Source organism: Virgibacillus doumboii, assembly GCF_902806455.1.
GTDB classification, from domain to species: Bacteria; Bacillota; Bacilli; order Bacillales; family Amphibacillaceae; genus Lentibacillus; species Lentibacillus doumboii.
Genome location: NZ_CADCWQ010000001.1, coordinates 2,998,805 through 3,023,321 on the forward strand (window position 1 = coordinate 2,998,805; position 24,517 = coordinate 3,023,321).

At 42.3% G+C, this 24,517-nt stretch carries 20 protein-coding genes and 1 riboswitch; of the genes, 6 read left to right on the forward strand and 14 right to left on the reverse strand.

Features of this window, described 5'->3' with window-relative positions; translation table 11 throughout:
- Nucleotides 1–319: 319 nt before the first annotated feature.
- From G6R02_RS15080 to G6R02_RS15095, 4 genes are all read right to left on the reverse strand, one after another.
- Nucleotides 320–1,813, reverse strand: a complete 1,494-nt coding sequence (locus G6R02_RS15080; protein WP_164670058.1) for an aldehyde dehydrogenase family protein — start codon at nt 1,811–1,813, stop codon at nt 320–322.
- Nucleotides 1,814–1,855: 42 nt separating this feature from the next.
- Nucleotides 1,856–3,526 (reverse strand): thiamine pyrophosphate-binding protein, encoded by a 1,671-nt coding sequence (locus G6R02_RS15085; RefSeq protein ID WP_164670059.1) that lies wholly within the window; start codon nt 3,524–3,526, stop codon nt 1,856–1,858.
- A complete protein-coding gene (locus G6R02_RS15090; protein ID WP_164670060.1) occupies nt 3,527–4,705 on the reverse strand; it encodes an LL-diaminopimelate aminotransferase in 1,179 nt (392 codons plus the stop codon). It abuts the gene before it with no gap.
- A gap of 109 nt (nt 4,706–4,814) precedes the next feature.
- Nucleotides 4,815–6,395 (reverse strand): Na+/H+ antiporter NhaC family protein, encoded by a 1,581-nt coding sequence (locus G6R02_RS15095; RefSeq protein WP_164670061.1) that lies wholly within the window; start codon nt 6,393–6,395, stop codon nt 4,815–4,817.
- Nucleotides 6,396–7,350: 955 nt separating this feature from the next.
- Here G6R02_RS15095 and kynU point away from each other — a divergent pair.
- From kynU to G6R02_RS15120, 5 genes are all read left to right on the forward strand, one after another.
- Nucleotides 7,351–8,622, forward strand: coding sequence for a kynureninase (gene kynU / locus G6R02_RS15100; protein ID WP_164670062.1), 1,272 nt, complete (start codon nt 7,351–7,353; stop codon nt 8,620–8,622).
- Nucleotides 8,622–9,254, forward strand: coding sequence for an arylformamidase (gene kynB, locus G6R02_RS15105; RefSeq protein WP_164670063.1), 633 nt, complete (start codon nt 8,622–8,624; stop codon nt 9,252–9,254). The genes kynU and kynB overlap by 1 nt, the downstream gene beginning before the upstream one ends.
- Nucleotides 9,255–9,269: 15 nt before the next feature.
- The gene (gene kynA, locus G6R02_RS15110; protein WP_164670064.1) at nt 9,270–10,106 is read left to right on the forward strand and encodes a tryptophan 2,3-dioxygenase; all 837 of its coding nucleotides are present in this window, start codon (nt 9,270–9,272) and stop codon (nt 10,104–10,106) included.
- A gap of 77 nt (nt 10,107–10,183) precedes the next feature.
- Nucleotides 10,184–11,527, forward strand: coding sequence for a sodium-dependent transporter (locus tag G6R02_RS15115; protein WP_164670065.1), 1,344 nt, complete (start codon nt 10,184–10,186; stop codon nt 11,525–11,527).
- Between the two features lie 358 nt (nt 11,528–11,885).
- On the forward strand, nt 11,886–13,229 hold the full coding sequence (locus G6R02_RS15120; RefSeq protein WP_164670066.1) for a CoA-disulfide reductase: 1,344 nt from the start codon (nt 11,886–11,888) through the stop codon (nt 13,227–13,229).
- Between the two features lie 78 nt (nt 13,230–13,307).
- On the opposite strand, the gene crcB (G6R02_RS15125) is transcribed toward G6R02_RS15120, so the two are convergent.
- From crcB (G6R02_RS15125) to G6R02_RS15150, 6 genes are all read right to left on the reverse strand, one after another.
- Nucleotides 13,308–13,661, reverse strand: coding sequence for a fluoride efflux transporter CrcB (gene crcB / locus G6R02_RS15125; protein ID WP_164670067.1), 354 nt, complete (start codon nt 13,659–13,661; stop codon nt 13,308–13,310).
- Nucleotides 13,658–14,044, reverse strand: coding sequence for a fluoride efflux transporter CrcB (gene crcB, locus G6R02_RS15130; protein WP_164670068.1), 387 nt, complete (start codon nt 14,042–14,044; stop codon nt 13,658–13,660). The genes crcB (G6R02_RS15125) and crcB (G6R02_RS15130) overlap by 4 nt, the downstream gene beginning before the upstream one ends.
- Before the next feature lie 67 nt (nt 14,045–14,111).
- Nucleotides 14,112–14,173: riboswitch (Fluoride riboswitch) on the reverse strand.
- A gap of 41 nt (nt 14,174–14,214) precedes the next feature.
- On the reverse strand, nt 14,215–14,901 hold the full coding sequence (locus G6R02_RS15135) for a DUF3888 domain-containing protein (RefSeq protein ID WP_164670069.1): 687 nt from the start codon (nt 14,899–14,901) through the stop codon (nt 14,215–14,217).
- A gap of 217 nt (nt 14,902–15,118) precedes the next feature.
- The gene (locus G6R02_RS15140) at nt 15,119–16,270 is read right to left on the reverse strand and encodes a DUF5667 domain-containing protein (protein ID WP_164670070.1); all 1,152 of its coding nucleotides are present in this window, start codon (nt 16,268–16,270) and stop codon (nt 15,119–15,121) included.
- A 169-nt stretch (nt 16,271–16,439) separates the two neighbouring features.
- Nucleotides 16,440–17,111 (reverse strand): hypothetical protein, encoded by a 672-nt coding sequence (locus tag G6R02_RS15145; protein WP_164670071.1) that lies wholly within the window; start codon nt 17,109–17,111, stop codon nt 16,440–16,442.
- 97 nt (nt 17,112–17,208) lie between these two features.
- Nucleotides 17,209–18,261 (reverse strand): C45 family autoproteolytic acyltransferase/hydrolase, encoded by a 1,053-nt coding sequence (locus tag G6R02_RS15150; protein WP_164670072.1) that lies wholly within the window; start codon nt 18,259–18,261, stop codon nt 17,209–17,211.
- An 82-nt stretch (nt 18,262–18,343) separates the two neighbouring features.
- Here G6R02_RS15150 and G6R02_RS15155 point away from each other — a divergent pair, with 82 nt between their 5' ends.
- A complete protein-coding gene (locus tag G6R02_RS15155; protein WP_164670073.1) occupies nt 18,344–20,065 on the forward strand; it encodes a DNA-binding protein in 1,722 nt (573 codons plus the stop codon).
- Between the two features lie 508 nt (nt 20,066–20,573).
- Here G6R02_RS15155 and G6R02_RS15160 read toward each other — a convergent pair.
- From G6R02_RS15160 to G6R02_RS15175, 4 genes are all read right to left on the reverse strand, one after another.
- Nucleotides 20,574–22,451, reverse strand: coding sequence for an ABC-F family ATP-binding cassette domain-containing protein (locus G6R02_RS15160; RefSeq protein WP_164670074.1), 1,878 nt, complete (start codon nt 22,449–22,451; stop codon nt 20,574–20,576).
- 4 nt (nt 22,452–22,455) lie between these two features.
- Nucleotides 22,456–22,656, reverse strand: coding sequence for a hypothetical protein (locus tag G6R02_RS15165; protein WP_246202581.1), 201 nt, complete (start codon nt 22,654–22,656; stop codon nt 22,456–22,458).
- Between the two features lie 111 nt (nt 22,657–22,767).
- A complete protein-coding gene (gene ribH / locus G6R02_RS15170) occupies nt 22,768–23,235 on the reverse strand; it encodes a 6,7-dimethyl-8-ribityllumazine synthase (protein ID WP_164670075.1) in 468 nt (155 codons plus the stop codon).
- A gap of 15 nt (nt 23,236–23,250) precedes the next feature.
- Complete coding sequence (locus G6R02_RS15175; RefSeq protein WP_164670076.1) at nt 23,251–24,453, reverse strand: bifunctional 3,4-dihydroxy-2-butanone-4-phosphate synthase/GTP cyclohydrolase II; 1,203 nt, start codon at nt 24,451–24,453, stop codon at nt 23,251–23,253.
- Nucleotides 24,454–24,517 lie beyond the last annotated feature (64 nt).

Genomic DNA, 24,517 nt, shown 5'->3' on the forward strand with positions numbered 1-24,517 from the left:
CTGTTCGTCTGGATTGTTGTTTTCTAACCCGCAGCCAGTATACACTTCGCTTTCACACCTCCGGGTACCAAGGCGACATCTGCTCAAAAGTACGTTTTCGCAGTGTCTTCTTAGCCGGGGGCGGCTGGTGAGCCCTCTTCGTGCTTACGCACTCAGTGGTCTCACCGATACCTTAGCTCCCCCAGGAGTCTACGTGTATACTGGCTGCTTATATTATCTTTTTACATCTTTTAAAACAGCAAATCTTTTCATGGGATGAGATACCGCCCTGCCACCCAACCCTTACAAAAACAGCCTTTCCTGATTATTTATCAATCTATCAAACATCAATCTGCGCCCGTTGCAGTTTACCGCTGTAGTCGACATACACTGCTTTCCATTCGGTAAACACATCAAGTGCCTGCACGCCGGAGTCGCGGTGTCCGTTACCTGTTCCTTTTGTGCCGCCGAATGGCAAGTGAATCTCGGCTCCGGTTGTTCCTGCGTTTACGTAAACAATTCCTGTATCCAGATCACGCTGTGCCTTGAACACACGGTTGGCATCCGTTGTGAAAATCGAGCTTGATAATCCGAATGTCACACCGTTATTCACTTCGATTGCTTCCTCAAAACTTTTAACCGGAATCAGTGAAACGACAGGTCCAAAGATTTCTTCCTGCGAGATACGCATTTCCGATGTACAATCCGTAAACAACGTCGGAGCAAAATAATGCCCTTTTGCAAGATCACCTTCATCCATCACATATCCGCCGGCAAGCATTTTGGCTCCTTCTTCTTTTCCGATCTGGATATATTTTTTAATTTTATCGAGACCGCCTTCATTAATGATTGGTCCCACCTTAATGGACTCATCTAAACCATCACCGATTGTCAGTTTCTCCATTTCGACAAGCAGCCGCTCTTCCAATCGTTCTTTCACATCTTCATGGACGATGACCCTGCTTGCCGCGGTACAGCGCTGACCGCTTGTACCGAATGCACTCCAGAGAATCCCTTCCACAGCCAAATCCAGATCAGCATCATCCATCACGATAATAGCGTTTTTACCGCCCATCTCAAGGGATACCTTTTTCAACTGTTTGCCGCACTCACCGGCAATATTGCGTCCTGTATCATTTGATCCGGTAAATGAAATAACCCGGATAGCGTCATGATGAACCATCGCATCCCCAACGGCGGACCCTTTACCGAAAACAACATTCAATACACCTTTTGGCAATCCTGCCTCTTCAAAAATCTTCGCAAGTTCATGTGCCATTATCGGTGTCTCAGTTGCCGGCTTCCAAATAACTGCATTACCTGCAACAATCGCCGGGAATGACTTCCATGTTGCAATGGCAATCGGGAAGTTCCATGGTGTAATGATTCCAACAACACCAACCGGGCAGCGCTGGCTCATGGAAAATTTATTTGGCAATTCTGCCGGTGTTGTGTGTCCAAACATACGACGGCCCTCACCAGCCATGTAAAAGGCCATATCGATCCCTTCCTGTACTTCACCGCGTGCCTCTTCAAGCACCTTTCCATTTTCCATCGTCAACAACCGTGAAAGTCGCTCTTTGCGGTCTTTCATCATCTGGCCGACTTTCAGTAATACTTCGGCTCGTTGTGGCGCCGGTACCAGTGCCCATTCTTTTTGAGCTTTTTTGGCAGCCTCAACTGCAGTATTAACATCTTCACTGCCAGACAGCGGAACATCGACAATTGTTTCTCCATTTGCCGGATTTACGACTGCTGCGGACTCCGATACATCTACCCAATCACCGTTTATAAAGTTTTTAAGCTTTTCTGTCTTGAGTAAGCTTTGAGCCATAATAAATACCTCCTAAAAAATTTATGTTAAATAATGTCTAAACTATTTAGTGGCACGATTACGCAAATCTGTAATCGTGGATGATACGGAAATCTGTTCTTTCTCGGTTAAAATCTCAATGACAGCAGGCCGGTTGTTTTGCAATGCCATTTTGAAAGCTTCCGCAAATTCATCAGCAGTTTCTACCTGATAGCCATCCGCACCAACGCTTATAGCCAATTGTTTAAATGAAACACTTCCGAGGTCAGTTGCGACAACTTTCTCAGGATAATGGATTTCCTGATGCATGCGAATGGTTCCATACATTTGATTGTTAAATACGAGGCAAATTACCGGAATGTTATATCTTACTGCTGTTTCCAGTTCCTGTGCGGTCATCATGAACCCGCCATCTCCGGACAGGGAAACTACCTTTTTTTCGGGATGTGCCAGTTTTGCTCCAAGTGCTGCTGGCATTCCATATCCCATCGCCCCCGATGTTGGCCCGACATACGTATGCTTTTCTTTAAACGGATAAAATGCATGGAGCCAGCCGGCAAAGTTTCCTGCATCATTTGTCAGCAGGGCATCATTGGACAATGTTCTTTCCATCAATGCCATAATATGCTTGTTGATGACATCATTATGCGAAACATTGAGACTGCTGATATTTTCATAGGCATGATGCCGCTCCTTTACCCAGCTATCCCATGTACATGTAACATTCATCTGACGCAACGCATGTAACGCTTCACCTATATCAGCTACAATCCCAATGTCGGGCGCATAAACTTTACCGATGGTTTCATAGCAGATATCGATATGGATCAGTTTCTGTTCTGATGAAATAAGCTTATAATCCTGTGTTGTTACTTCCGATAGCCGTGTACCAAGCGCTAAAATCACATCAGCATCTTCCGCTGTTTTTAAAATTTCTTTATTTGTCCCAAGACCAAGGTGCCCGACATACAGTGGGTGATCATTTGGAAAAGAGTCATGCCTTCGAAAAGCCGCCATTACCGGTAAAGAGTACTTTTCTGCAAACGCCAGAAGACTTTCCTCCGCCTGCGAACTTTTGATTCCGCCTCCCGCAATAATTAACGGCTTCTTAGCTGTCGAAAGCAACTCTTCCACAGCAGCTGCTTCTTGCCGGGATGGCGCAGGTCGCGGCTTAACTGTAGCCGGCCCAAACTCCATTTCGGCTTCAACCGATAAAACATCTTCCGGCAATGATATGACTACCGGCCCCGGCCTTCCCGTCTGTGCAATCCGAAATGCACGCTGGACAAGTTCAGGCATTCGCTCCGGTTCATTAACTTCCACTGCCCACTTGGCAATGTGCTTAAAATATTGGTCCAGATCAACTTCCTGAAACCCTTCTCGACCCCGGAACTTGCTATGTACCTGCCCTAACAAAACTACCATTGGTGTGGAATCCTGGTAGGCTGTATGGACGCCGATTGATAGATTGGCAGCACCAACCCCGCGGGTAGCAAGCACTACTCCAGGCTTCAGTGATGACTTTGCATAAGCTTCCGCCATAAAGGCCGCACCGCTTTCGTGCCTTGCTGAGATAACGTGGATGTTCGCTTCATCATAAAGGGCGTCCAATACGGGCAAATAACTTTCACCGGGAACACAAAACACGTCCTTTATCCCCTCAATGTTTATACATTCCACGATGGCCTGTGCTGCGGTCAGTGTCTTAGCTGTTCGTGCTGTCACAGTTGTCATTTAATTTGCCACCTCCTTAAAATTGGCTTTTTCCATCCGGCTGATTACTTCGTTTAACCGGTCGGTTGTAACCGTAAGTGCTATCCGAATATAGCCCTCACCACGCGAACCAAAGGCATTTCCCGGTGTGACGATAACACCACAGTCATTCAGCAGTTTATCCGCAAATGACATGGAGGTGTATCCATCCGGAACCTTTGCCCAGAGAAAAATCGTGCCATTCGGTTTATCCGCTTTCATACCGAGTTTTTGAAAAGCGGCATACAGCGTCTCCATTCGTTTCTGGTAAATTTTATTGTTTGCCGCCACTGCCGAGAAATCACTTCTCAGTGCAGCGGCAGCAGCTTTTTGAATGGGGAGAAACTGACATGTATCAATGTTGCTCTTAAAGGTGGCCAATGCCTTTATAACCTCTTTGTTGCCAACGACATAACCGATTCGCCAGCCGGTCATGTTAAAGCTTTTTGACAACGATCCAAATTCCACTGCATGTTCTTTTGCCCCGTCAACCTGCATCACACTTGGAGCTTTATACCCGTTATAAGTGACCATGTCATATGCAGCATCATGAACAAGCAACAGATTATTTTTTACGGAAAATGTAATCGCTTCCAAAAAAGTGTCGAAATTAACCGTTGCGGCGGTCGGATTACTTGGGTAATTTAAAAGCATTAATTTTGCCCGCTTCAAAGTAGTATCGTCCACATAATCATACAGTGGTACATAGTTATTTTCAGCATCAAGCGGGAGTGGAATACTTTCTCCCCCGGCCAGATGGACAGCCTTGCGATAAACCGGATAGCCGGGATCAGGAACGAGTACAGCATCACCCGGATTAAGCGTTGCATGCATCAAGTTGGCAATTCCTTCTTTTGACCCGATGACCGTTAAAACTTCCGAATCCGGATCAAGGCTCACGCCATATTGCTTTTGGTAAAAATCTGCTACAGCTTCCCTGAACTCCACACTACCGCTATACGTTGAATAGCGATGATTAGCCGCAATCCTGGATTCCTCAGCCAGCTTATCAACAACAAAATCAGGCGTTGGTAAATCCGGTGCACCAATACCCAAATCGATTACATCCACACCATCCGCTTCCAGTTCCTTTTTCCTCCGCTGAAACTCAGAAAATAAGTAAGGCGGCAAATTCTTAACCTTTTCGGAAACAAAAGCCATGGTCAGCCTCCTCATTTCATATAATGAAACGCCATTTCATCTATCTACTGTGAGTATAAATCAGCATTTTTAATTTTGCAACTGTTTTTAAAATACGAAATTAGATTATTCAATTAGCAATCGACTCATCAGCATAATCCGTGTCCCCCGGTTTTTTCAATACGCTAAAGAACACTACCAGTCCGACGATTACAGTTGCCAGACCAAGCAAAACACTCCCGGAAATCCCTAACACGACATAACCAAGTCCGGCAATAATTGCTGCGGTAATAGCATATGGCAGTTGAGTAGTGACGTGGTCAATATGGTGACAGCTGGAACCGGTCGATGACAGAATTGTCGTATCGGAAATCGGCGAACAATGATCACCAAATACTGCACCCGCCAAAACTGCCGCGAGCATTGGCATAATAAGGTTTATATCGGTTGCAGCAGCAATCTGTCCTGCAATTGGCAAAAGAATTCCAAATGAACCCCAGGACGTACCGGTAGCGAAAGCGATGAAACCCGCAATAAAAAACACTATTACCGGCAACAGTGCTAAACTTAAGTTGGACGATTCAACAATCCCGGCCAAGTATTCCCCTGTTTTTAATTCTCCAATCAGGAACACAATCGACCAGGCAAAAATCAAAATCCCAAATGCCGGCATCATTGATTTTGCGCCTTCAACGATTCCCAATCCAAAATGGCTGCCCGTCAATTTCCCTTTTGCCATATGGCGGAAAAAGAATAAGAATGTAGCAGCCAGCCCGATAAGTCCTCCATATAATAGCGATTCTGCAACAGCGGCACTCCCGAAGATGTCAACAAGGGACGCATCTCCTTCAACTGCACCTAGTCCGGACAAATACATGGCACCTATTGTTGCAATGAAAAGTATCGCGATAGGAAGAACCAGGTCACTAACTTTTCCTGCATCACTGGAAGGAAGTTTTGATTCAGGATCCACATTTTCCTTATTTTCAGGATCCAACACCTCACCCGTCTTCATAGCACGCTGTTCATGAATCTTCATTGGACCAAAATCAACCTGTCGTACTGCAATAACCAGAACCACACCTATGGCCGCCCATACATAAAAATTCATCGGAATCATTTGCAGGAATGCAGAAAATGCACTGGAGTCTGTTATCCCCTGCGTTGCAAAAATAGTACCGATTATCCCGATAATATAAGCACCCCAGCTTGATACTGGTGCAATGACACAGACAGGTGCTGCAGTTGAATCAACAATGTATGCAAGCTTTGATCGTGACACACGGTGCTTATCCGTAACCGGCTTGGCAACCTGGCCAACTGTTAAACTGTTAAAATAGTCATCAACAAAAACAATAACACCAAGCACCATCGTCATTATCTGTGCACCGGCACGTGTCTTCACACGCCGGACCATCCAATCGCCAAAAGCTTTTGTGCCACCCATCATGCTTACAAATGCGGTGATAATACCTAGCATTAATACGAATAGTAAAATAAACACATTCCACGTATTCAACGCACCGTCTGCAACAAATGTACCTTTAAACGACTCCCAGATTAAGCCAAGCGACTCCGTGACATTAAAACTGGCAATAAAGAATGCTGCAGCAACGATCCCTATACCAAGAGAAAGCAATACTCTTTTAGTAATAAGAACCATGATAATTGCCAGTAACGGGGGTACTAAAGACCAAAACGTATTCTCCATCATAAGCCTCCTCGTATTTTTTCAGTTGTTCCTATCAGCTTACCAATCTATTCTGGATTTCCTGTTCACCTCACCCCTTTCATATGAAAGTGCTTACATTTTGACTATTTTAACTATTCTATATTTATTTTCGAAATCCTCTTAAATTACCAAAAATAATTAAAAGCTCCAAACTATCATGATTGACTGTTATGATAAAAATAGGTTGCTTTCTAAAAGTTTGTTGCCGTTTGCGTCACTTAACGAATGAATTATTACATAGTAGTTTCCAAACTGCGAACTACTTTGAAAAAAAGTTGAGTGCTATAAAACCGCTGCGAAAATACACTTTGTTTTCACACCTCCGGGTACCAAGGCAACATCTGCTCAAAAAGTACGTTTTCACAGTGTCTTCTCAGCCGGGGGCGGCTGCTGAACTTTTTCGTACGCTTCTTGTCGCAAGTTTTTCTTGAGATGCGGTACTCGTGCGGGTAGGACGGGTTATGAAAGACAAATTGAAGCGGAAACGTTGATGAAAAGTGGTTCATCAGGGGTGTGAAGCACTATTGGAAGCAATCACATCGTCGAAATGTGGTTCATCAGGCGTATGAAGGACAATTAGAAGCAATAACATCGATGAAATGTGGTTCATCAAGGGTATGAAGAACAATTGGAAGCAATAACATCGATGAAAAGTGGTTCATCAAGGGTATGAAGGACAAAAGAAAGCCTAATAACTAAAAAAATGTCTTTCATCAGAAATACGAAGTACAAAAGGAAGGGGAATCCTCTCTAAAATATTTTTCTCAAGGTAAGAATCGGGAAAGGAATGCTGAGTAGGCTCCCCAACAAGAGCTTATGAAATCGAATATATTCTATCTGCTATGTCAGAGAGCCCCACTTAATAATACTGTTTCGCATTTTACGTCAACTATAACCTAAAGAGCCTAAATTAAATTGTAAAAGGAGCGCAGTCATGAATACGGAAAAAACATACGCAACCTATTTGGACCATATGGATGAATTAAGCAAGTTCCGGCAAGAATTCTATATGCCAGAAGACACCATTTACCTGGATGGAAATTCACTTGGCCTTCTGTCAAAAAGAGGTGAGCAAGCGATTGACGATGTGGTTAATTCATGGAAAAAATATGCAATTGATGGATGGACGGAGGGCGAGAATCCCTGGTATTACCTGTCCGAAAAACTGGGTGCGATGACTGCGCCTTTAATTGGTGCTGAAGCAAATGAAGTTATTGTCACCGGCTCAACAACAACGAATCTGCACCAGTTAGTTGCAAGCTTTTATAAACCGGACGGCAAAAAAACCAAAATACTCGCTGACGAACTCAACTTCCCATCCGATATCTATGCATTGAAAAGTCAATTGAAGCTAAAAGGTTATCAACCGGATGAACATCTAATCCAAGTAGCGAGCAACGATGGCAACACACTTAAAACAGAAGATATTGTGAAAAAAATGACCGATGAAGTTACCTTGATTATTTTGCCTGGTGTGCTTTACCGGAGCGGCCAGATACTTGACATGGAAAAATTAACAAAAGAAGCGCATAAACGTGGAATTCTGATTGGCTTTGATTTATGTCATTCCATTGGTTCCATCCCCCACCACCTGTCCGAATGGGGGGTCGACTTTGCTTTCTGGTGTACGTATAAGCATCTGAATGCCGGGCCCGGAAGTGTTGCCGGTCTGTACGTGAACAAAAGACATTTCGGCAATGAACCGGGTCTTGCCGGATGGTACAGCTCTGCAAAGGATAAACAATTTGATATGGAGCATACGCTGACACCTGCTGCAGATGCCGGGGCTTATCAGATCGGCACGCCACACCTTTTAAGTGCAGCACCACTACTCGGATCACTCGAAATGTTTCAGGAAGCAGGGATAAACCAAATTCGCCAAAAGTCACTGCAGCTGACAACGTATTTAATGGAACTGATCGAAAGTGAACTGGCCGATTTTGGATTTACGATCGCTAACCCAACGAATGATAAGATGCGTGGCGGTCATGTTTTTCTGGAACATAAAGATGCAGCCCGCATTTGCAAAGCACTGAAAGCAGACGGTGTTATCCCTGACTTCCGTAAGCCAAATGGGATCCGACTGGCACCTGTAGCACTTTACAATACATTTGAGGAAGTATGGAATACCGTACAAATTTTAAAAACTATCATGAAGGAAGAGCGCTTTAAAAAATACCAGAACGAAAGAGGAGTTATTGCATAATGAAACAAACAAATTGGATTGATATCTCACAGCCTTTAACAAACGATATGGCACACTTTCCCGGTGATACACCATTCAACTTCTCACTCGCGTACACAAAAAAACAAACCGGCTCAGCCAATATCGGGCAGATGACAGGGAGCCTGCATACCGGAACACACATCGATGCACCATTCCACTATGATACAGGCGGCAAAACAGTTGATCAGCTTGACCTCGACATCTATATTGGACCTGCCGTTGTGCTGGACGTCAGCCATTCAGAAAAAATCACGGCAGATACACTGCGGAAATTTGAATTCAATGGTGCAGCAAGGGTCCTGTTACACACTTCACTGCCAAATAATCCAAAACGTTTTCCTGAAAAATTTCCGGACCTGGACCCAAGTATTGCACCTTTCCTGAATGAAAAAGGCGTTAAACTGCTCGGCGTGGATATGCCATCCGTTGATCCACCTGATAGTAAAGATTTGGCCACCCACCATGCTTTATATGATAACGAAATTTTCATTCTGGAAAATCTGATGCTTGATCATGTTACACCGGGTAACTATGAACTGATTGCACTGCCACTGGCAATTGACGGCGCCGATGGAAGCCCTGTTCGCGCAGTACTAAAACCAACCGACTAAAGGGAGGAACAATTCATGCGTGATAAATCATTTGATAATGAGGAAGGAATCCATACCGATTTTTTGAAAAAAATGACGTATGGAGATTACCTTCAACTCGACAAATTACTCTCAAGCCAGAAACGGCTATCCGACCACCACGATGAAATGTTATTTATTATTATCCACCATGTCAGCGAACTTTGGCTGAAGCTGATCATTCATGAAACAAAAGGCGCAATTACTGCCATTGAGAAGGATAATCTCCAGGAGTCATTCAAAATGCTTGCCCGTGTTTCCAATATCCAGTCGCAAATCATTCATGCCTGGGACGTCCTGTCCACATTGACACCAAGCGAATATATGGAATTCCGCGACAAACTCGGCAATGCTTCTGGCTTTCAGTCATATCAGTATCGGCTCGTTGAATTTGTATTGGGATACAAAAATCCGCACATCCTGAAAATCTATAAAAAGGATCCGGAACTCTATGAGATATTGGAAGAGGCATACCGTGAACCTGGGCTTTATGATGTATCCATCAGGGCACTTGCAAGGAACGGGGTTGCCATAAGTAAGGATGTGCTGAACCGTGATGTTTCCAAAACATATGAAAAGGATGAATCCGTTGAAGCAGCATGGCTGGAAGTATACCGAAACACAGGCGATTACTGGGACCTTTATCAGCTTGCTGAAAAACTGGTCGATTTGGAAGACCAGTTTCAGCAATGGCGATTCCGCCATATGAAAACAGTGGAACGGATTATCGGCCATAAAACCGGTACCGGTGGATCATTCGGAGTTGGATACTTAAAAAGCGTATTGGATCATTATTTCTTCCCGGAACTATGGGATTTGCGGACGGAAATTTAGAAGCTTTCCCAGCGTTGATAAAAAATGTTATAATAACGTGAAATTTTCCACTGATTTACTTGAAAGAGAGGCAAGTTATGAATAAAAAAAGAGATCAATGGTCAACAAGACTAGGCTTTATTTTATCATCTGCAGGCGCAGCGATTGGACTTGGAGCAATTTGGAAGTTCCCTTATATGACCGGAATGAATGGCGGTGGGGCTTTCTTTCTGCTGTTCATCTTATTTACTGTGATTATCGGTCTGCCGTTACTGATTGCCGAATTTATCATTGGCCGCGGGGCTCAGGAAGAGGCAATCAGCGCATTTAAAAAACTCGCTCCTAAAAGTGGCTGGTCGATTATCGGCCGATGGGGAGTATTCGGTTCATTTGTCCTTCTGTCTTTTTACAGTGTTGTAGGTGGCTGGGTACTAATTTACAGTATATTATCCATTCCGGGATTGGTAATTAAGGATAATACCAATTATGAGCAACTATTTGGAATGATCACCGGTAATCCGCTTATTACTATTTTAGGGTTGGCACTTTTTTTGATCATTAATATTATTGTCATTTCACTCGGAGTTAAAGACGGTATTGAGAAATCAAGCAAACTGCTGATGCCGTTGTTATTTGTATTTTTTATAATTTTAGTCATAAGGTCTGTAACATTTGAAGGTGCTTCAGCGGGGTTGGAATTCTTTCTTAAACCCGACTTTTCCAAAATAACCGGGGAAAGTGTTCTCTATGCATTGGGGCAGTCCTTCTTCTCATTGGCAGTAGGTTTTTCGGTGATGGTCACCTATAGTTCCTATTTGGGCAAAGATGTCAGCTTGCCATTCTCAGCAGGGTCTGTTTCGCTAATGAACATTTTTGTATCATTGCTCGCAGGATTGGCAATCTTCCCCGTCGTTTTTTCTTTCGGACTCGAGCCGACGGAAGGACCTGGTCTATTGTTTATGGTTCTTCCCGAAGCTTTTGCGCAAATGCCTTTTGGAGAAGTGTTTCTAAGCTTATTTTTACTGTTATTTTTATTTGCAATTCTGACATCATCATTCAGTATGCTGGAAATTATCACTTCGGCATTCACTGCCAAAAAACAACGGTCCAGAACTAAAGTAGCCTGGATTGCCGGTCTTGTTGTTTTTATCGCAGGAATCCCCGCAGCCCTGTCTTCCAGCAGTCTGGCAAACTTTAAGATTTTTAATCTGACTGTTTTTGATGCCAGCGACTTTCTGGTAAGTAACATTCTACTGCCTGGCGGATGCCTGCTGATTGCATTATTTATCGGCATTAAACTGGATAAAGCATTGATGAAAGAGGAATTCTTTAGCGGTAACAACCTTTCACCTGGAATGTATCAATTGTGGTTCCAGATCATGCGGTGGCTCGTTCCTGTTACGATTGTCATTGTTTTTCTGGGGTCATTGGGGGTTATTTAACTTGCACGAGGCTGGGACAAAATCAAAACGGTAAAACAAATGAGGAATAATGCATGCAATAAGCGGAGGAAATATACGTAGACTCCTGCGGGAGGACAGGCCTAGGTGAGACTCGCAGTGCGAAAGCACGGAGAGGCTCAACAGCCGCCCGCGGCTAAGAAGACACTGCGAAAACGTACTTCTTGAGCAGATGTCGCCTTGGTACCCGGAGGTGTGAAAGCGAAGTATATTTCCGGAGCGGTTATTTGCACCATTTTTAAGTTAGTTCGGGTTTTTCTTTTGATAAAACACTCCCAGCCCCTGTTTTTGATTAATCCTGACGTAAAAAGGGAACTTTATTCTACATGGAGGTAATATAATGTCCAAAAAGATAGTAATTGTTGGTGGAGTTGGCGGTGGTGCTACGGTGGCTGCTCAAATCCGTCGTCTTGATAAAGAAGCTGAAGTAATACTATTTGATAAAGGCAATTACATAGCATTCTCCAACTGTGGAATGCCATATTATATCGGCGGTGTTGTTGATGAGCGGGATGATTTGCTGGTTAATAAAAATAAATTTGCTGAAAAATATGGTGTTACTGTTAAAACAAATTCAGAAGTTGTATCCATCGATCGCGGCCAAAAGCAGATTCATTATAAAAATGAAAATGGATCCCAGTATGAATCTTATAACAAACTGGTTCTGGCACCGGGTGCGTCTGCCACTAAACCCAGCATCGAAGGTTTAAATGATGAACGGACTTTCACGCTGCATTTAATTCCGGATATGGATGCTATTTATTCATACATCACAAAAAATAAACCGCAGTCCTGTGCGATTGTCGGCGCTGGATTCGTCGGGTTGGAAATGGTGGAAAACCTGAAAGCACTTGATATGGATTGTACCATCGTGGACCGTTCACCTCAGGTTATGAAACTTGTCGATGCTGACATGGCTGAAATGATTCAGGACCACCTGAAAGAAAAAGGAGTCCGGCTTATTTTAAATGAAGGGGTTCAATCTTTTTTTGATAACGGAAGTACCTTGAACTTGAGCGGTGGTGAGAAAATACAGGCTGACATGACTATTTTGGCAACTGGCATTAAGCCCAATACGAAGCTTGCCGAGGATAGTTCACTTGAGTTAGGTGAAACTGGTGCGATGAAAGTAAATGAGTTCATGCAAACAAATGATCCTGATATATATGCACTTGGTGATGTGGTTGAGACAAATGATTATATGACAGGAAGCCCCCGTCATGTAGCACTTGCCTGGCCGGCACACCGTCAAGCCTATATCATCGCCAGACATTTGCAAGGGTCCAGTCTGGCATATGGAGGTACACAAGGATCCGCCATTTTTAAAGTCTTTGATTTGGATGTCGGTGTAACAGGATATAACAAAGCAGTGTTGGATCAATTAGGATTCAATTATAGTGAAGTCACCCATGAACAGCTTTCACATGCAGGGTACTATCCCGGCGCAGAGAAGATTTGTATTAAAATCCTGTTTGACGAAAATGACGGGACAATTTATGGCGGGCAGGTAATAGGCAAAGAAGGAGTCGACAAGCGTCTGGCTGTGATAGCCACTGCAATGAAGGGAAAAATCACTGCAGGAGATCTTGCTGAACTGGAACTGGCATATGCCCCGCCTTATTCGTCACCAAAAGATCCGATAAATATTGTCGGATATAAAGCTGCTGGTATGCTTGGTGAATAGAATCACCATCCGCTGTCAGATTAAAAAATACAACAGATTGCATCATGAGAGTGGTGCTTCTTGTTGTATTTTTTTAAATCAAATATAGAAGCCAATCGCTGCTGAAATTATCCCCACCACAATTGATGTTACGACATAAACAACCGCAAATTTTACCTTTTTGGAAAGTATCAAGGTTATGGTTTCATGTCCAAAAGTGGAGAAAGTTGTGTACGCTCCACAAAATCCAACACCGCCAAATAACCATAGCCACTCACTAATTTGGTTTGTAAGATGAAGTTGAGCAAGGTAACCAAGTAAAAATGAGCCAGTGATATTAATGATCCAGGTTCCCAATGGAAAAGGATTTTGCGTTCTTCCACTAATCAGGTTGCCTAACAAATACCGTACTGCGGCGCCCAACGAACCACCAATTCCGATAAACCAAATCATGCCACATCACCCGCTCTTTCTTTTCGCAAAGCTAATTTCCGGCCTGAATAAGCCAATACCAATCCTAATATAGTAGTAGCAGATATATAGAGTAATCCGAGAGAAAAAAGCCCTTGCTGAATTAATTGAAGGGTTTCTACTGAAAAGGTTGAGAAGGTTGTAAATGAACCGATAAATCCTGTTCCAATTGTCAGTGTAATTTCAGGTTTTATTTTTTTCTTTTGGCTGACGAATGTCAGAAACCACCCCAAAAGAAAGCAACCAATAAGATTGATTAGAAAGGTACCCAAAGGAAACCCATTTGTTGTATGTATCCATTCGCCTAAAGCAAATCTTGATATAGCTCCGAAGAAACCGCCAATCATCACTAATAATAATTTCATTTTAATCACCTTTCTTTTTTACAAAAACCAGAAAGACCCCTGCCAAAAGACATAGATATTCCATTTATCTTTAGCAGGAGTCATTAGCCTATACAGGCGGTTATGGTGAATTCCATCACCTATTCAATTAACACAGAATAAGTACTCATCCATGATAGTCTGTCTTTGAATTACCGTAGCTCCAATCTTTTCCACTCTTCCTTTGGGATGTCCCTATGTTTAAAATTAACAACCTCAACTTCATTTCCTTTTAACCTGAAGGTAATTGTTTCTTCACCATATGGCGGGTTATGGGCACCTTCAAACGTTTGGACTTGAACGGTTACATATAAAAGATTATCATGTTTATCTTTATCAATTTTAAGTACTTTTTCAAAACTCCGGGACCAAAGTTTGTACTCACCGTAATAATTATGAATAGCTTTACTGATTGGTTCGACTAAACGTTCAATTAATGCTTTTTTAAGATGTTTCTTTGATACCGGTATTCTGTCAATTTTCTTCCTGTTTACATTGATTACTTCCCACATATCATTTGTTTGTTTTTCAACTTGATAGAGTACATTTGTACCGTCTTTCTTCCAAAGATGAACATATCCTTTTTTTCCCTTGATGTAAAGTCGGGGCTCTTCAATCCATTCTTGCTCTCTTTGTACAATTCGAAAATATAGTTGAGCAAGTGGGGTTATTTCATGTCCTAATTGATTAAAAGAACCAAAAGAATATTGTTTATACCCTGTCAAATCCATATTAAATTCCTTGTTTACATTGCTGTTTCCTTCTTCTGCCTGGACTGTAAAAGATAGTAAAATACTTATTAAACCAATGAAAATAACAGTAACTAATTGAATTCTCATATTCAATCACCTCAACTATAGAATGGAGCAGTTAAGATGATTTTATTTATTTCAGCAACTGTATCGTTCGTACGAGCATTCTTTCAAAAACTCGACCCTTATTTTAACATAAACTCTCATGGCTTCAGATAAAACATAAAAATGACCATCAACCTGGTATATAGACTGATGATCATTCTTTTTGGATTTTATTGATTGCTGTTTAAAAATTGTCTGGTTAATTTTTATTCGCATGTTTTGTGGCATTAGCGTTCCCAACGCCATTTGAATTCCCATTGCCTTTTCCTTTTGCCGCGTTATTATTGCCTTTTTGTTTTGCTTTTTGAGCTTTTTCGGCTGCTTTTTGTTGTGCTTTCTCAGCTTTCTTTGCGGCTTTAGCTTTAGCTTTTGCAGCTTTCTCCTGAGCCTTTGCCTTCGCTTTTGCAAATTTTTCCTGGGCTTTGATCAGTTTTTCAGCTTCTTTCTCTTTTTCCTTTTGTGCCTGCTTATTAAGATCATCTTTTGCATATGGCTTTTCAGAAATTGTCAATGTTGCATTTGCATCGGAATCACTATTTTCCTCAACGGTCTCGTTTTCCTCAGCAGAATCGTCTTCTTCCCCTGATTTGTCATCTGATTCCTCAGTGAACCCGGCACGTTTTTCAATTTTTGCTGCCAGCTTTGCAAATGACTTTTGAATGTTTTTCATAATGGCTGCCTGTGCATTCGGATTATCGATTTTTGCCAGAACAGCTGTTAATGCATCAATATTGTTGGCGAGGTTGATTCGTACCTGTTCTGTTTCTTCATTTATTTCCTCGTCTGTTGCTTCTACTGTTGTTTCTTCCACATCTGTTTCTTCCACATCCGTATTTTCTTCAGTTGCAGTACCTTCTACAGTTGTGGAACCCTCTTCACCTTCTGTTTTACTTCCCGTTGTTTCCTCAGTGCCATTCAGCATATCTTCGGCTTCTTTCTGTGTTTCAACAGCCTTTTTCAATAAATCGGCAGCTTCCTCTTTGTCTCCAGCTTTAATTAATGCATTTGCTTCAGCAATTCGCTCTGCGGCAAAATCAGCCAGCAATTGACTTTCTTTATAATCATCAAGTGTGATAGCTAATTGAATGTTCTCTTTCATTAATTTTACAAAATAGAAAAAGTCTCCTGGAATTAATGATGGAAGTTCTTCTTCCGCTTCTCTTTCTTCCATAGTTTCCTTATCTTCCCCGGTTGTTTCAACATCCGTTTCATTGTCTGCTTCCTTAATGGTAAGGTCATTCGGTTTATCGCTCTCATCCGCAAATACAAAACCCGTACCGGCAGTTACCGTAAAGGATACGACAAACACTGCACTGACTGCTAGTTTGACAATTTTCTCGAATAATTGCATGAAATAATTCCTCCTCTTTATAATCTCAATACAATATTCGAGTTTTTCAGGAAATTTATGAGTACTTATGTCATCGTTTTGTAAAAATAATGCAATATACCCAAAAATATAACAAATGGTATCAGATAACGTTAAATCTCCTGAAAGCTTTAGCCTTCAGGAGTTTATCTTATAAATCTTCTTCAAATCGGTAAACTAACGTATATTTGTCTTCATCCAGAACTTCACTGACATGTACCCTGACACCATGACCAAACACGATTTCTTCCTCTGTCATAGCCACAATCATTGCCTTTGTCTTAGATTGAACATCCAGATAAATATCACCCACGACAGGCTTCATTTCATTATCCTGTTCTGCCAAAAATCTTGGAGACTCATCTTCCTGCAGTTGTGCTTCAGATACGCGGGATTTATCCAGATATGCAATATCATGAGCATCCTTTGACGTACCAGGTACCATTACAACATACTCACTATGCTTGACACCATTGTCTCTCGTTGTGACTACGTTCCCGTCCTCCACATTATCAACTTTTTCAATTTCATTAAGTGAATAATGATCAAGGAAATCCGGAGTTGGTTTAATAATCAGGATATAGTCGCCCGGTTCCGGCTTCTTTTCCTTATCAATGGTATACCGTTTTCCATAAAAAATAAATGAATCATTATGTTTTGGTCTGTAGAGCTGGATGTCACTTGCTTTCGTAAGTATTTGCTTCATATCTTTTAAACGATACAGGTGCGCAGATTGTTTGAACATTGGTTTCACTGAATAAACTTTATGCAGCTCATTGTTGTAATAAACAAACTGACCCTTTCTTACCTGAAACAGCTTCATGTTAACTTAGCCTCCTATTAAATATATTAATTCACTTTTATTTTCCATCATTCTTTGTAAATTAAACATAAAATAAGAGAAAACGCAAATTTAGGCTTCATCTCACATTCTCATCCATGTGAACAAATGATAAATCTGTGTCGACTTCCCCCAGTACTCGCTTTGTTTTAACCTGTTCACCTTTAAGCCAGGATTTAAAATTAAAAATCATCGGCTCACGGTCACCGCCCAAAGCAAACCAGGCTTTTTGCTGCTTTGGATAATATGCTGCCGTGTGGATTGTTCCTGCCCAATTTCTATACTGTTTGGAGAAAATTCCTTTATCTGTATCATTCAGCATTCGGAATGCTTTATACCCATCCGTTGCATCTTTCTGTTGTTTTTTGATGGCTTCCAGTCGTTTATACGAATCATCCAAATGATGACGGTTCTCATCTTTCATCCGTTCAAAATGATTGGTGCACATATTGGACCTGCGCACTTGAACCCCTCTTGGCGTTGCTTCAACCACAAACGTTTCTTCATTTTTATCAAGTACAGTATAGCTGAACGAATGGCGATGCGGGATTTCCTTCAGCGTCTGAACCGCTTCCTTAACATCTGCACATCTTTCCAAAATGATCCGTCCAATCATGTTACAGATAAATCCATCACCTGGCTTTTTCCGATGCATGAAATTATAGCCCATAACAAGTCCTTTTTCATTCATCCCATCCATGCGGCCTGTTATTCGCTGTGACGGCCCGATAACGGCATAGCCCCCGTCACTCGGCTGAAAGATTGTGTAACGCCCTTCATATGTCTTTGGATGATAATCATAATTGCGAATCATATAGTCATTTCCTGTAAATATGGAGCAGCCGCTTCGTACATATTCAAGCCGGTATCCGCCAAATTCCTGCAGAACATCAGACATATCCCATTCGAGGGCATCCTGCATGCCAATAAGTTCCTCCCATACACCCGGCGCAAATGACGTTATCGCTTCTTTTGCCTCATTTACATCAATCGTAAACCGCGGTCTCCGTACACGCCATTGCTTTTTACGGTTGGTAATAGTCAGTGAATCCTTCAAAAGTTCACCCTGCATGTACCCGAATTCATAATGTGTTCCCCTGAATTGAATAATATCACTATAGATTTTTTTCAAAAATAACTCCCCATTCATGAAACTATTTATGTATTATTCCGTATATACATATGTACCATATCACAACACAGGAGCTGAAATCATGACAGGAATCTTAACAACTACTATCCTATCTTTCATTTTATACGCACTTCTGGCAGGTGCCATTATTGTCAAAAACACGAAAACAAGGGCAGTGACGAGCAAATTTGCAGGAATTGTCTTTATCGTTCTTTTCATCATCGCGGGTATCATGAACTATGTCATCCTGCTTCCAATCACTGTTCCAAACATGGTGATATCCAATATTGTTATTGCCGGTGCAGGTATTTTCCTGCTTTACGGAATGACTTCAGCCAAATTTCCGAAAAAAGCACGCGGAACATATGAAACGTCATTGGGATTAATCATTATTCTGGCTGTTTTGTCCGTACCGACTATTCTCGTACTCGGGGTATTAACGCTCGATGATTCCTATGAATCGATTGCCAAGGAAGATGTAAAAGAAGCGAAGCCAATGGACAAAGAAGCCACACCAATCGCGGTATCACCCGAATTCGCACGTAATAAAATGCAAAAATCAATGGGCGTCGTTCCCAACACGCAATTTTATGATCTTGGAAAATTACAGGTGCAAAAGATTGACGGCGAAATCGTTTTTGTAGCACCACTCGAATTCACCGGGTTCTGGAAGTACTTCCGCGGCAAAGAAACGGAAGGATACTTTACCATTTCGGCAACAAACGTTAATGCACAGCCGGAGTTTTTTGAAAGTAAAATGCGTTATACCAATTCCAGCTACCTTAATCATAATGTGCAGCGGACCATTTATGGGGCTTATCCGAACTATATTCAAAGCGGCGAAGCACAAATCGAAGTAGATGAAGACGGTAAACCATGGTATGTCCAAACTCTGTATCAGCCAATTGGACTGACAAATAAACCGGACATGAGTGATTTGCATGTTGCTGTCGTTGACCCTGTAACAAGTGAAGTTAACCTGTATGAAACTAACGAAGCACCCGACTTTATCGATGGATCAATCAGCTCGGAAATTGCAAGTGACGAGAATGAGTATTTCGGTAAATATGTCCACGGCTGGCTGAATTCGATATTTGGTAAAAAAGACGTGAAAATACCGAACGAATCAGGTACGGAAACCAGTGTCACCCCTATTTTTAATGAGCAGGGCGATATGTATTACTTTACCGATATGGCATCACCGAAGGAAAATATCGACTCAGCACTCGGATACACATTAATTAATGCGCGTACAGGTGAGCTGACTTATTATAACGGGAAGAAAAACAATGGAATTATGGACAGTAAAGGTGCAAAAGAGATTGTTAACAAGCAATTTCCTGAGAAAAACTGGAATGGCTCGATGCCGATACTGTACAACATTGACGGAAATCCGACATGGGTTGTAAACGTACTCGACCCTAATGGATTATTCAAACGATACGCTTACATTAAAGCAGATGATGCAGACTTTGCCGTATTTGGTGATACTGCACGAGAAACGCTGGAAGCTTATCGACTGCAACTGGCCCAAAATCCAAGTAATGTGGAAGCAACCGGTGAGTCGAATCTAAAAACTGTACAGGGAGAGGTGAACCGTGTCCTGGTATCCACACAGGAGAAAACGGGGCAGGTTGTCCAATTTATTTTAAAAGGGGACCAGACAATTTATACAATCAATGCCGGAAAAGAACCACTTGCATTGTTTATGAAATCCGGGGATCGCGTGACGCTGGAAGCACTTATCCGGGATAACGGAACCGGGATTGTGGAATCGATTGAGATTGAAGAATTGATGAAATAAGTTTCAGGCGTTGGAAATGCTTTTAACTGAATAGACAGATGGATCGGCCGGGAGAACTCAATTCCCGGCCGATTTTTCTTAGGTTTCATCTCCTCTCTTATTTCCTCGTGAAGAACTGTGTTATATTATCGTGAGAAGGTTTATCACGATTGTATTTCACTGAAATATTATCTGTTTTCATCGTGAGAGTCTTTCTCTCGATGGTTTCTCGCTAAACAAACACCCACTTTCATCGTGACAGCACATCATTTTTTTACTCAACTGAAATAACGAGGCTGGGACATAACAAAAACGTCCAGCATAAGAAACGAACAACGTACGGAAAAAGCGGAGGAAATATACGTAGACTCCTGCGGGAGGAAAGGCCTAGGTGAGACTCGTAGTGCGACAGCACGGAGAGGCTCAACAGCCGCCCGCGGAAAGCGAAGTATATTTCCGGAGCGTTTATATGCGCCACTTTCCAGTCAGTCATTCATACAGGGCAAAATCAGCTGCCTCGTTTTAATCATTATTTTTCCATCTTTTCGACTAACTCCAAAAGTTCTTCCCAGCGTTCCATCTTTGCTTCGAGCTTTTCCTCTATTTGCTGCTGTTCCTGATATAACTCCTGAACCTTCTCAAGGTCGCTGCCGGCATTATCAATGCCATCCTGCAGTTCTTCCACTTTCATCTCCAGCCGTGTTATTTCATCCTCAATCGTTTCCCATTCTTTTTTATCATTATAGGATAACTTTTTGCGACTCGGCTGTTTTTTCGGCTTTTCTTTTACCGGAGTGGACGGTCGCGTTGCCTTGCGTTCGTTCTCACGGGCTAAAAAGTCACTGTAGTTTCCATAAAACCGCTCAATGGAGGCATTTCCGCCAAATACAAGCAATTGATCAACAACACGATCCAGGAAGTAGCGGTCGTGGGAAACCGTAATAACAACACCGGGGAACGAATCCAAGTACTCTTCAAGCACACCCAATGTTTGTGTATCCAGGTCATTCGTCGGCTCATCGAGAAACAATACATTCGGTTCCCTCATCAATACTTTCAGCAAATAAAGCCGTCGTTTTTCCCCGCCGGAAAGTTTGCCGATATATGTCCACTGTTCCGCCCGGGAAAATAGAAACCGCTCCAGCATTTGCTCTGCTGTGATCTCCTCGCCGTTTTTTGTATGGATTACATGCGCTACTTCTTTGATGTAGTCAATGATTCGCATGTTGGGATCAAGTTCTTCGTCGCCCTGGGTATAGTAACCGATTTTAACGGTTTCTCCAATCTCCAGTTCACCATTGTCAGGGACAATCCGCTCTGCCATTATATTAAGCAGCGTCGTTTTACCGGAACCATTTGGCCCGATGATACCAAGCCGTTCGCCGGGTACAACCAAATAGTCAAAATCCCTGATCAGCTGGTTGCCATCGTAAGATTTGTTAATTCCTTTCAGCTCGATTACTTTTTTTCCAAGGCGGGTAGAGCCAACCTCAAAAGAAACGTCCTGTCTGTTGGTGTCAAATTTCTTTCCTTTCATCTCCTCGACACGTTCAACCCGGGCCTTCTGCTTCGTCCCTCTTGCTTTCGGCCCGCGTTTCAGCCAGGCAAGTTCCCGACGCAGCGTGTTCCGGTGCTTTTCCTCGTAACTTGCTTCAAGCGCCTCACGTTCAGCTTTCTTCTCCAGAAACAATTCATAGTTTCCTTCATAAATATAAAAGTTGCCTTTATCGAGTTCGAATATTTTATTGGTCACGCGGTTTAAAAAATAACGGTCGTGCGTAACGAGAAATAATGCGCCTTTATAGGACGCGAGATACTTTTCAAGCCATTCCACCGTTTCATTATCAAGATGGTTTGTCGGCTCATCCAGAATTAACAAATCAGCCGGCTGAATCAATGCTTTTGCAATCGCTACACGCTTTTTTTGCCCGCCGGATAACTCGGAAACGTTTTTATCAAAATCCTTAATCCCTAATTTCGTGAGAATGGTTTTGGCAGCAGTATTCGCTTCCCATGCCTCATGTTCATCCATCCGCTGCTGCATCTCGAGCATTCGGGACTGGGCCTTTTCATCAGTTGTATCCCGATTCAGCCTGTTTAGCGCTGTCTCATACTCCCGCATCACTTTCATGATTGTCGATTCACCATAATAAATCTGCTCAATAACCGTTAAATCGTCGGCGAGCTCGGGATCCTGCGCCAAATACTCAATCCGGTAATCTTTGGCATGATTCATGGTACCTTTTTCGGCAGTATCCAGACCGGCAATTACTTTTAAAAAAGTTGATTTCCCGGTACCATTGACGCCAATCAGACCAATTCGGTCATTTTCTGTGACCGTACACGTTACATCGTTGAATAAAACTTTGTCACCATATGATTTATATAAACTTTCGATTGTGAGCATAATATTACCTTCCTATTGTTGAATCGTCGTCCTCATTGCGGCCTTTCATCAACGCCTTTACTAAAATTACAATTAAAAATAACAGCCAGGATGTTGCTATATAGAATATAATCCTTCCTGCACCGTGCAAATCGGAATAAAAAAATGCCATCCCCAACCAGATAACACCTAATCCGATAACTTGATAAACTAACGGTTTCATCATAATCGCCACCCCCAACTTTCAAACAATCTACTAACAGTTTATCTTACTGAAACCTAATTTTCCATTAAATTAATGAAGGGAAACAGCATCATGACTGTTCCCCTTCTTAATCTATCCTTCCAACTCTTTTACAAGGTTTGCTGTTTCAATTGCCGCAACTGCTGCATCTGCACCTTTGTTTCCGGCTTTTGTACCTGCACGTTCGACAGCTTGTTCGATTGTTTCGGTTGTTAAAATACCGAATATTACCGGCTTTCCTGATTGCATGGATGCATGTGATACACCTTTTGCGGCTTCATTGCACACATAGTCAAAGTGCGGAGTGGACCCGCGGATCACTGCTCCAAGCGTAATGACCGCATCATAATTGCTATTGGCCATTTTTTGGGCTGCTAAGGGAATTTCAAATGCACCCGGCACCCAGGCAACCTCAATATTTTCTTCATGTACACCGTGTCTTTTCAAGGTGCCGACTGCCCCTTCAAGCAATTTACTCGTAATAAAATCATTAAAACGTCCTACAACAATACCTATCTTCAAATCGGTTCCTACCAGGTTCCCCTCAAATGTTTTTCCCATTTCGTCATCTCCTCGTTATTGTTGATGAAAGTTAAGTAAGTGTCCCATTTTATCAAATTTTGTATGCATATATTTTTCATTTTCTTTTCGTGAATCGGTCTGGATTGGAATTCGTGATTCGATTTCTATTCCATATAATGATAGTGCATTCAATTTCTCCGGGTTATTTGTTAAAAGATTTACCTTTGTCACACCTAAATCCTTTAAAATCTGTGCACTTAAGTCGTATTCCCGCATATCAGGTGCAAACCCCAGATGCTCGTTAGCTTCAACCGTATCCATGCCTGCATCCTGCAGCTGATATGCCCGAAGTTTATTAATCAACCCGATTCCTCGGCCTTCCTGGCGCATATATACCAGAACACCTGAACCGGCCTCATCAATTTTAGCCAATGCTTCATGTAATTGCGGCCCACAGTCACAGCGATACGAGCCAAACACATCCCCTGTCAGACATTCGGAATGGACTCGTGTCAATACTGCCTCATCAGAATTGATATCGCCTTTAACGAGTGCAACATGCTCTTTTTCATCAAGATCGTTCGTGTATCCAAATACGTTGAACATACCGAATTCCGTTGGCAGAACCGTCTCTACCGCCCGATTTACATGGACTTCATTCTGCTTGCGGTATGCCGCCAAATCAGCGATAGTTATAAATTTAAGATCAAATTTTTCAGCCATTTCCTTCAAATCAGGAACTCGGGCCATTGTACCGTCTTCTTTAATGATTTCACAAATGACACCAGAGGGAAATGCACCACTTAACATAGCCAGATCAACCGAAGCTTCGGTGTGTCCTGGTCGCGTCAGCACGCCCCCATCTTTGGCAACCAGCGGGAAAACATGTCCCGGCTGCTTAAAGTCATCCTCACTTACTTTAGGGTCCAGCAGTGCCTTAATTGTTTTTGACCGTTCGGCAGCACTGATTCCTGTTGTTGTATCCTTATGATCGATGCTTACGGTAAAAGCCGTACCAAGCGGGTCACTGCTCCGGCTTGTCATCATCGGCAAATTAATTCGTTTTGCCAAATCCGCTTTGATGGACGTACAAACCAATCCCTTTCCATGCGTTATCATGAAGTTGATGACTTCAGGGGTTGTATTTTCCGATAATGCTACGAGATCACCTTCATTTTCACGGTTTTCGTCATCGACAACAATAATCGGTTTTCCTGCTTTTAAATCGTTGATAGCTTCATCTATTGTGTCAAACATCGTTTCCACTTCGATTGTGTCAAGTACTTGTGGGAGAATTTTAAAGTCCCTTATTTTGTATTGT

Bases quoted from the DNA above. Each gene is read 5' to 3' on its own strand.
- crcB (WP_164670068.1), bottom strand. From the start codon at position 14,044: ATGAAATTATTATTAGTGATGATTGGCGGTTTCTTCGGAGCTATATCA.
- G6R02_RS15140 (WP_164670070.1), bottom strand. From the start codon at position 16,270: ATGCAATTATTCGAGAAAATTGTCAAACTAGCAGTCAGTGCAGTGTTT.
- G6R02_RS15135 (WP_164670069.1), bottom strand. From the start codon at position 14,901: ATGAGAATTCAATTAGTTACTGTTATTTTCATTGGTTTAATAAGTATT.
- G6R02_RS15165 (WP_246202581.1), bottom strand. From the start codon at position 22,656: ATGATGAAACCGTTAGTTTATCAAGTTATCGGATTAGGTGTTATCTGG.
- kynU (WP_164670062.1), top strand. From the start codon at position 7,351: ATGAATACGGAAAAAACATACGCAACCTATTTGGACCATATGGATGAA.
- G6R02_RS15120 (WP_164670066.1), top strand. From the start codon at position 11,886: ATGTCCAAAAAGATAGTAATTGTTGGTGGAGTTGGCGGTGGTGCTACG.
- G6R02_RS15095 (WP_164670061.1), bottom strand. From the start codon at position 6,395: ATGGAGAATACGTTTTGGTCTTTAGTACCCCCGTTACTGGCAATTATC.
- G6R02_RS15175 (WP_164670076.1), bottom strand. From the start codon at position 24,453: ATGTTTGACACAATAGATGAAGCTATCAACGATTTAAAAGCAGGAAAA.
- kynA (WP_164670064.1), top strand. From the start codon at position 9,270: ATGCGTGATAAATCATTTGATAATGAGGAAGGAATCCATACCGATTTT.
- G6R02_RS15145 (WP_164670071.1), bottom strand. From the start codon at position 17,111: ATGAAGCTGTTTCAGGTAAGAAAGGGTCAGTTTGTTTATTACAACAAT.
- G6R02_RS15080 (WP_164670058.1), bottom strand. From the start codon at position 1,813: ATGGCTCAAAGCTTACTCAAGACAGAAAAGCTTAAAAACTTTATAAAC.
- G6R02_RS15160 (WP_164670074.1), bottom strand. From the start codon at position 22,451: ATGCTCACAATCGAAAGTTTATATAAATCATATGGTGACAAAGTTTTA.
- G6R02_RS15155 (WP_164670073.1), top strand. From the start codon at position 18,344: ATGACAGGAATCTTAACAACTACTATCCTATCTTTCATTTTATACGCA.
- G6R02_RS15115 (WP_164670065.1), top strand. From the start codon at position 10,184: ATGAATAAAAAAAGAGATCAATGGTCAACAAGACTAGGCTTTATTTTA.
- crcB (WP_164670067.1), bottom strand. From the start codon at position 13,661: ATGATTTGGTTTATCGGAATTGGTGGTTCGTTGGGCGCCGCAGTACGG.
- G6R02_RS15085 (WP_164670059.1), bottom strand. From the start codon at position 3,526: ATGACAACTGTGACAGCACGAACAGCTAAGACACTGACCGCAGCACAG.
- G6R02_RS15090 (WP_164670060.1), bottom strand. From the start codon at position 4,705: ATGGCTTTTGTTTCCGAAAAGGTTAAGAATTTGCCGCCTTACTTATTT.
- kynB (WP_164670063.1), top strand. From the start codon at position 8,622: ATGAAACAAACAAATTGGATTGATATCTCACAGCCTTTAACAAACGAT.
- ribH (WP_164670075.1), bottom strand. From the start codon at position 23,235: ATGGGAAAAACATTTGAGGGGAACCTGGTAGGAACCGATTTGAAGATA.